This window comes from Acidobacteriota bacterium, from assembly GCA_003225175.1.
In the GTDB taxonomy this organism is placed as follows: Bacteria; Acidobacteriota; Terriglobia; order Terriglobales; family Acidobacteriaceae; genus Gp1-AA112.
The window spans coordinates 1-5,320 of record QIBA01000118.1; the positions used below are offsets into that span (position 1 = coordinate 1).

Annotated in this window: 6 protein-coding genes; 3 read left to right on the forward strand and 3 right to left on the reverse strand. The window is 54.6% G+C overall.

From position 1 onward, the window contains the following. The coding region (locus DMG62_22880; protein PYY20606.1) for a DNA-binding response regulator at window positions 1-476 on the forward strand (476 nt) is incomplete at its 5' end. Window positions 477-1,477: 1,001 nt separating this feature from the next. Here the strand turns inward: DMG62_22880 and DMG62_22885 are convergent. Continuing rightward, the gene (locus tag DMG62_22885) at window positions 1,478-1,681 is read right to left on the reverse strand and encodes a cold-shock protein (protein PYY20607.1); all 204 of its coding nucleotides are present in this window, start codon (window positions 1,679-1,681) and stop codon (window positions 1,478-1,480) included. 316 nt (window positions 1,682-1,997) lie between these two features. On the opposite strand from DMG62_22885, the gene DMG62_22890 reads away from it, so the two are divergent. Together DMG62_22890 and DMG62_22895 are read left to right on the forward strand one after the other, a co-directional pair. Next, window positions 1,998-2,207 (forward strand): hypothetical protein, encoded by a 210-nt coding sequence (locus tag DMG62_22890; protein PYY20608.1) that lies wholly within the window; start codon window positions 1,998-2,000, stop codon window positions 2,205-2,207. A gap of 875 nt (window positions 2,208-3,082) precedes the next feature. Then, window positions 3,083-3,274, forward strand: coding sequence for a hypothetical protein (locus DMG62_22895; GenBank protein ID PYY20609.1), 192 nt, complete (start codon window positions 3,083-3,085; stop codon window positions 3,272-3,274). A 203-nt stretch (window positions 3,275-3,477) separates the two neighbouring features. Here the strand turns inward: DMG62_22895 and DMG62_22900 are convergent, their stop codons facing one another. Next, entirely contained in the window at window positions 3,478-3,723 is a 246-nt protein-coding gene (locus tag DMG62_22900; protein ID PYY20610.1) for a hypothetical protein, read from the reverse strand. Further along, the gene (locus tag DMG62_22905; GenBank protein PYY20611.1) at window positions 3,720-5,294 is read right to left on the reverse strand and encodes a hypothetical protein; all 1,575 of its coding nucleotides are present in this window, start codon (window positions 5,292-5,294) and stop codon (window positions 3,720-3,722) included. The genes DMG62_22900 and DMG62_22905 overlap by 4 nt, the downstream gene beginning before the upstream one ends. Window positions 5,295-5,320 lie beyond the last annotated feature (26 nt).

Sequence of the window (5,320 nt, forward strand, 5' to 3'; positions counted from 1 at the left end):
AAGTCCACGCTGTTGACTATCTGTTGAAGCCATATGATAAGGAGCGATTTGCCAAGGCCCTGGTTCACGCACTCCAGGTCGTCGAACAGCGCGGGACAGCAAATCGAGGTCTCGAACCACTGCTCCAATCCCTCCGTAGTCTCCGCCCATTGGAACGCTTTGTGGTGAACGACAAGAAGCGGATTTTCTTCGTTCCCGTTGCTAACGTTTTGTGGATCGAAGCCACGGGAAACTATGCCTGCATACACACCGCCAGCGACAGTCACCTGTTGCGGGACACCCTGGCACACCTGGAAGAAAAGCTGGCGCCACACCACTTCATCCGCGTGCGGAAATCGGCCATCGTGAACGGCGCCTGCATTAGCGAGATTCGTCCGATGTTCGATGGGGTTTACGACATCGTACTGGCAGAAGGAACGGTGGTCACGTCGAGCCGCAGATACGCTCACAAGTTACGAGCTCTGCTGGAATCCTAGTCCTGGCACTGGATGTGAATTGGCATGTCGGCGTGGAATGCCAGCGGCGAATGATCCGGTTCCATAAGAGTGCGCAAGATGGCTGGTGCATACAGCGGCTGTAGAGGACGCTGGATGCGTACTGGAACGGTGCCCGTACGATTACCGGTCAAGGATCGCAGGCTGCGGATGTTGTGGATCGAGGCGGACAGGAGGTGCGAGTCCTCTAACGGATGGTTTGTGCCGTGCCCGGATTGTCAGACTGAGGCCAGAAGATTGCTAGCTGCAATGGGTTATAGGGATAAATGAAGGTTAGGAAGAGTCTGTGGACACCGCGGCGGCAATCTCTCATGGTTCTCGCGTCGGCGACGTGTTCGAGCTAGTCGGCAAGCTCATCGGGCATCACGGGCTTCCGTTATGACGATGGCGAGAACCTGAACTTGGCAGTCGCTGCCGATGCCATGACAGCCTACGAGTTACCAGGATGGAATCTTTGGAGATGCGGGCAGCTTAGCCGATGCGGGGGATCCAATCGCGATGCAACGTCGTGATGGCGCCATGAATGCTGCTTCCGATTTCGGTAGAGGGCACATCACTCCTAGTCGTCATGTTCCACAGAAGTTCCACAAATCATGCGCTTCCTCATGCAGTCAGTTGCATCCAAGAGTTCGACGCGTTCAATAGAAAACATTGCAAGAACGCAGGAGACAAGAGGAGAGAGAGCGGATGAACAATCTCATAACCCAAAGGTCGGTGGTTCAAATCCACCCCCCGCAACCAAAAAGTTCTATTACAAACAAACGGCTTAGGAGCTATGGCTCCTAAGCCGCTTCGTTTTGGATTGGAGTTAAGTTGGCAACATAATCAGGGTTTGCCGCCTTCGTGAGTCGAGCTTCTGCACCGCTTGCTCGACATCAGCGCCAACACTTCGCCCAGCCTCATCGCGGTTGTTTTGATTCGGTTGAGCAGGGATCGGCGATGCGTCAACGCATGCGGCAAACCTTTCGCTGATTTTGTTTGCTCTACGCGGGACGAACGTTGACGGCCTGCGGACCCTTTTGTCCTTGCTGGGCATCGTACTCCACGTGGTCGCCTTCCTTCAGGGACCTGAAGCCGCTGGATTGAATGCCCGATTGATGCACAAATACATCCTTGCCGCCATCATCCGGGCTGATGAATCCGAAACCCTTCTGATCGTTAAACCACTTCACTGTTCCTCGTGCCATATCCTGCCTCTCTGAGCCTCCATGAGAATGCTACTCCATAGCATCAGGAAGAGGCTACTCGATCTCGGCTGTATTCCCAATTGTGGCAAACAGGATAGGTGGCGCATGCGGTCAACAGAGACTGCACAGCTCACTATGCTTGCAACTGCACGGACCTTCTTGACATCTATATGTATGTACCGGAACCGCAATGGCTCTGGCCCGGACCTTAACTCACCCGGACCTTACTTCACAGAAGATAAATGCTCCGCTTAACCGCAATGCTTCGATCCATCTCGTGCGGTTATTTCTGTTTCCAGGCCACTGGTGAAATCTGATGAAAAATCCAAACCAACACTCCCAGGCAACGATCGAGCGCATGAAGGCCAACTCTGAAGCGGCTAAGAGACGTCTGGCGCGTTTGAATGACGAATATCGCATCCGCAAAGAAGCCCAGAAGCTCTCCCAGCCGAAGGCCGCGTCGAAGGGAGAAACCTTCGGGGAAGCGGTAACAAGAATCGCCAGAGAAGCCCAAATCATTATCTAACGCAAAAAGCATCTAGCTTGATCAGATGGGCTATCGGGTTCGCTTTGTTGAATAGCTGGCTTTACGACTCCAGGAGTTCCTGAGCGGCAGCAAGGCGGGCTTTGGCTGCGGAGACTTCCTTCTGCACCTTTGCCAGCGCCTGGCGGGTTTTGGCCTGTTTATTCCGCGCGTCCTTTAGTTTCTTCTGAGCCGACTTCATGTCTGACATCGCTTTTCTGTGACGTGGAAGCATTCAAACTCCTGCATGGAATAACCGGTTCGCCTAATCGTGCTCCCGACCGCGCGCCGCTGGAAGTGGCGCAACCACCTTTGCTTCGACCGCCTGATAAGAGTTGCACAGGCAGATCTTGCAGGAGCCGTAATTGCTGGACTTCACGATGTTGTGATCGCGCTTTTGATGCCCGCACTTACAGCTTTGGGACGCCATAGAGCAACTCGATTCCAGCCATGTCTGTACATGACCAATGTAGGAATATCATTTTTGCGGCTGCGCCTTCGGCGTCGTCTTCGGCAGGGCATAATTTCCGCAGTACAAACACCTGCTCTCGGGGGTCACGGGATCGCACCTGCTGTCGTAGGTGCAGGTTTCACATCTCGGCTTGTCTTCTTTCATAATCGTCTCCAGATTCGAAAAATTTTCCCACATCCAGCGATCGTGGAAGCCGTGCTTGCTTCGGAGGGACACGCATCACTGGTTTGATTGTGAATGTCCACTGAGGTGCCATAGTAGAAATAGGACCTCACGGTTTCCGCAAACATCGCAGAACACCGTCACCCGGGTGCGCGGCGGAGATGTGCGATACACCTCGATCATACTCCCAATCGAGAGGCGCCTTGCTATCGCTTTCCCCAGCCGAGTGTGACATCATCCCGGGATGGCAAACGAAAAGCCCAAAGCCCCGTCCGAAGGTAAATTCGCGGAAACACTGCGCAAAAGTCGAGAAAAACGCGCCGGCATGAAAGAACAATCTGAGAAACGGGCGCAGGCGCAGGAAGAAGCTATCCAGCGCGAAGAAGCGCAGCGGCTAACTCAGACTTTTTCCGCAATTAAAGATTCCCAGACTTAGCAAAACGCCCGCCCCCGCCGGGGGTGCGCCAGCCTACATTTAGTTTTTTCGCTGACGAGCCAATCATGGCTTAATTCACTGCTGTCCGCGGAACAGCGAATTTATCAGCGAATTTAACAGCGAATTTTTTCTCAAGAGGGCGGCGAACAACGGACGATTCTCCCAACCTCCTGTCCTGCCAGGGTTTAGGGATTTCACGATTTTTACCCGCCAAAAAGAACAGTGAATAACAGTGAATAAGCAGTGAATTCGGAAGTTTTGCATCCGTTGCTCGCGCGCTCATCGAGTGATTGCGACGAGCACTCTCCCACCGCGGTCTGAGTTCCAAAATGAAATTTCCGTTGACTTGCAATCTTGACACGTGCTAGCACCGAACTATGTTCGGTACTGATGGCCGGTCCGGACAGCACGATCCGGAACGCGCAAACTCGTGCATTCTCCTCCGTCAATATGGCCTGATCGGCTCAGGCTTTTGCTGGGGCGACTCTGGACTCGGCAAAGCGCCGACCGATGGCAGACTTTGCTGGGCATGCTGCGGCGAACTGCTCGAGGTTGAGAAATTCTGGGAAGCCGATCCTGTGGCGCCGAACTCGTCCATGACCGTGAGGCCGACGGAATAGGATCCCGGGCCAGCCAGGGTGTGCACTGCGGCCGGGGTAAACAAATTCGCGCCGTCACTGAACAGGTAATGCCAGGAGAGTAAGAAGCCATCCGGATCACGCGATCCTGCTGAACACGCCAAAACGGTGTTGCCGGAAAGCGTGCGCACGTTGACTACTGCATTGGGCGGAAGGTCTCCCGGTTCAGCAACCACTCCCACCGAGCTGCGCTGGGTCGCGCCTGCAGAGTCGATCGCTTCTACCACGATCTGTCTTGTCCCGGTAAACACTTTCAACGCGGTGTTAATCAGGCCTCCGCTGGTGGCGTATGCGAGTTGACCGTCAAGGTAAACGTTCATGCGAGTGACAGGCGCGCCAGAGTTAGCCGAGGCAGTGAGCATCGTTGGCCAGTTAACCGTCGCCGAGTTGCCCGGACCGAGAATCGTTACGCCGGAAGCAGCCGCTTTGGCCTCCACAGCTGCCACAGCTACTGATGATGCTCCAGCGTTGTCGATCGCCGTGGCGGTAACGATGTATCGACCGGGAGCTGAGTACTTATGCGCCGCACTCGAACCGTTTGCCACCGTGCCGTCGCCGAAATCGATCGTCGAAGATGCCATACTGCCGCCCGAACTCAGTGAAGCATTGATCGTGAAGTCAGATGGTTGCGACACGCTGAGTGCTACCGCTGGCGCGCTATCGCCTGCGCGGAACGCAATCGGCGCGGACATCACGTTGCGAATCGAAGATTTGCCGGTGGCTTTTACATAGAGGGATGCCGATCCCAGTTTGAACGAACTCAGATCAAGCGAATGACTGCCTGCCGGAACGTCTCCCAATTTGGTAAGGTTTTTCCCATCCGTCGAGGAGAAAACCGTGTAGTGATCAATGGTGGCTTCGCTGCCACCTTTGACTGACCAGTTGAGAGTGTTGCCGGAGAGCGAAGGCGCGAGATACACGCAGTTGTCGATGCCCGACTCGATGGCGGTTCCTTCCTCATAATCGTTCCAGGTAACCACTTGCATGAGGGGTAGCTGGTTCGAGGCGGAATAATGCTTGCCGATGTTAGCGAAGGTGTCGAGCCAGGTTTGCGCGCAGTGTTGATCGACCACGCGATTGGTGCCCCACTTCGCCGAGGTGTCGTTGAATCCCTTGTAAGTGGAGCCAATCGTAATGAGGTTCGGCTTTTGGGTTGCGGCGCTATAAAAATTGTCCTGAGCTCCGATTTGTTCATCGAAAGGGTCGTTCGAGTTGATATCGACCCACTGGAATGCGCCGCCGGAGGCGCTAAGGCGAAGACCTTCTCCTCCACGGAAGATAAGGACAACACTAGAAGGCAATGCCGCCTGGACGCGCGACCAATCTTCGTACCATCCCGTCACGCCAAACATGAAGATGGGCGTCTTGCCATTGACTTTCATATATGCAGGCGACGAAAGGTAAGTGG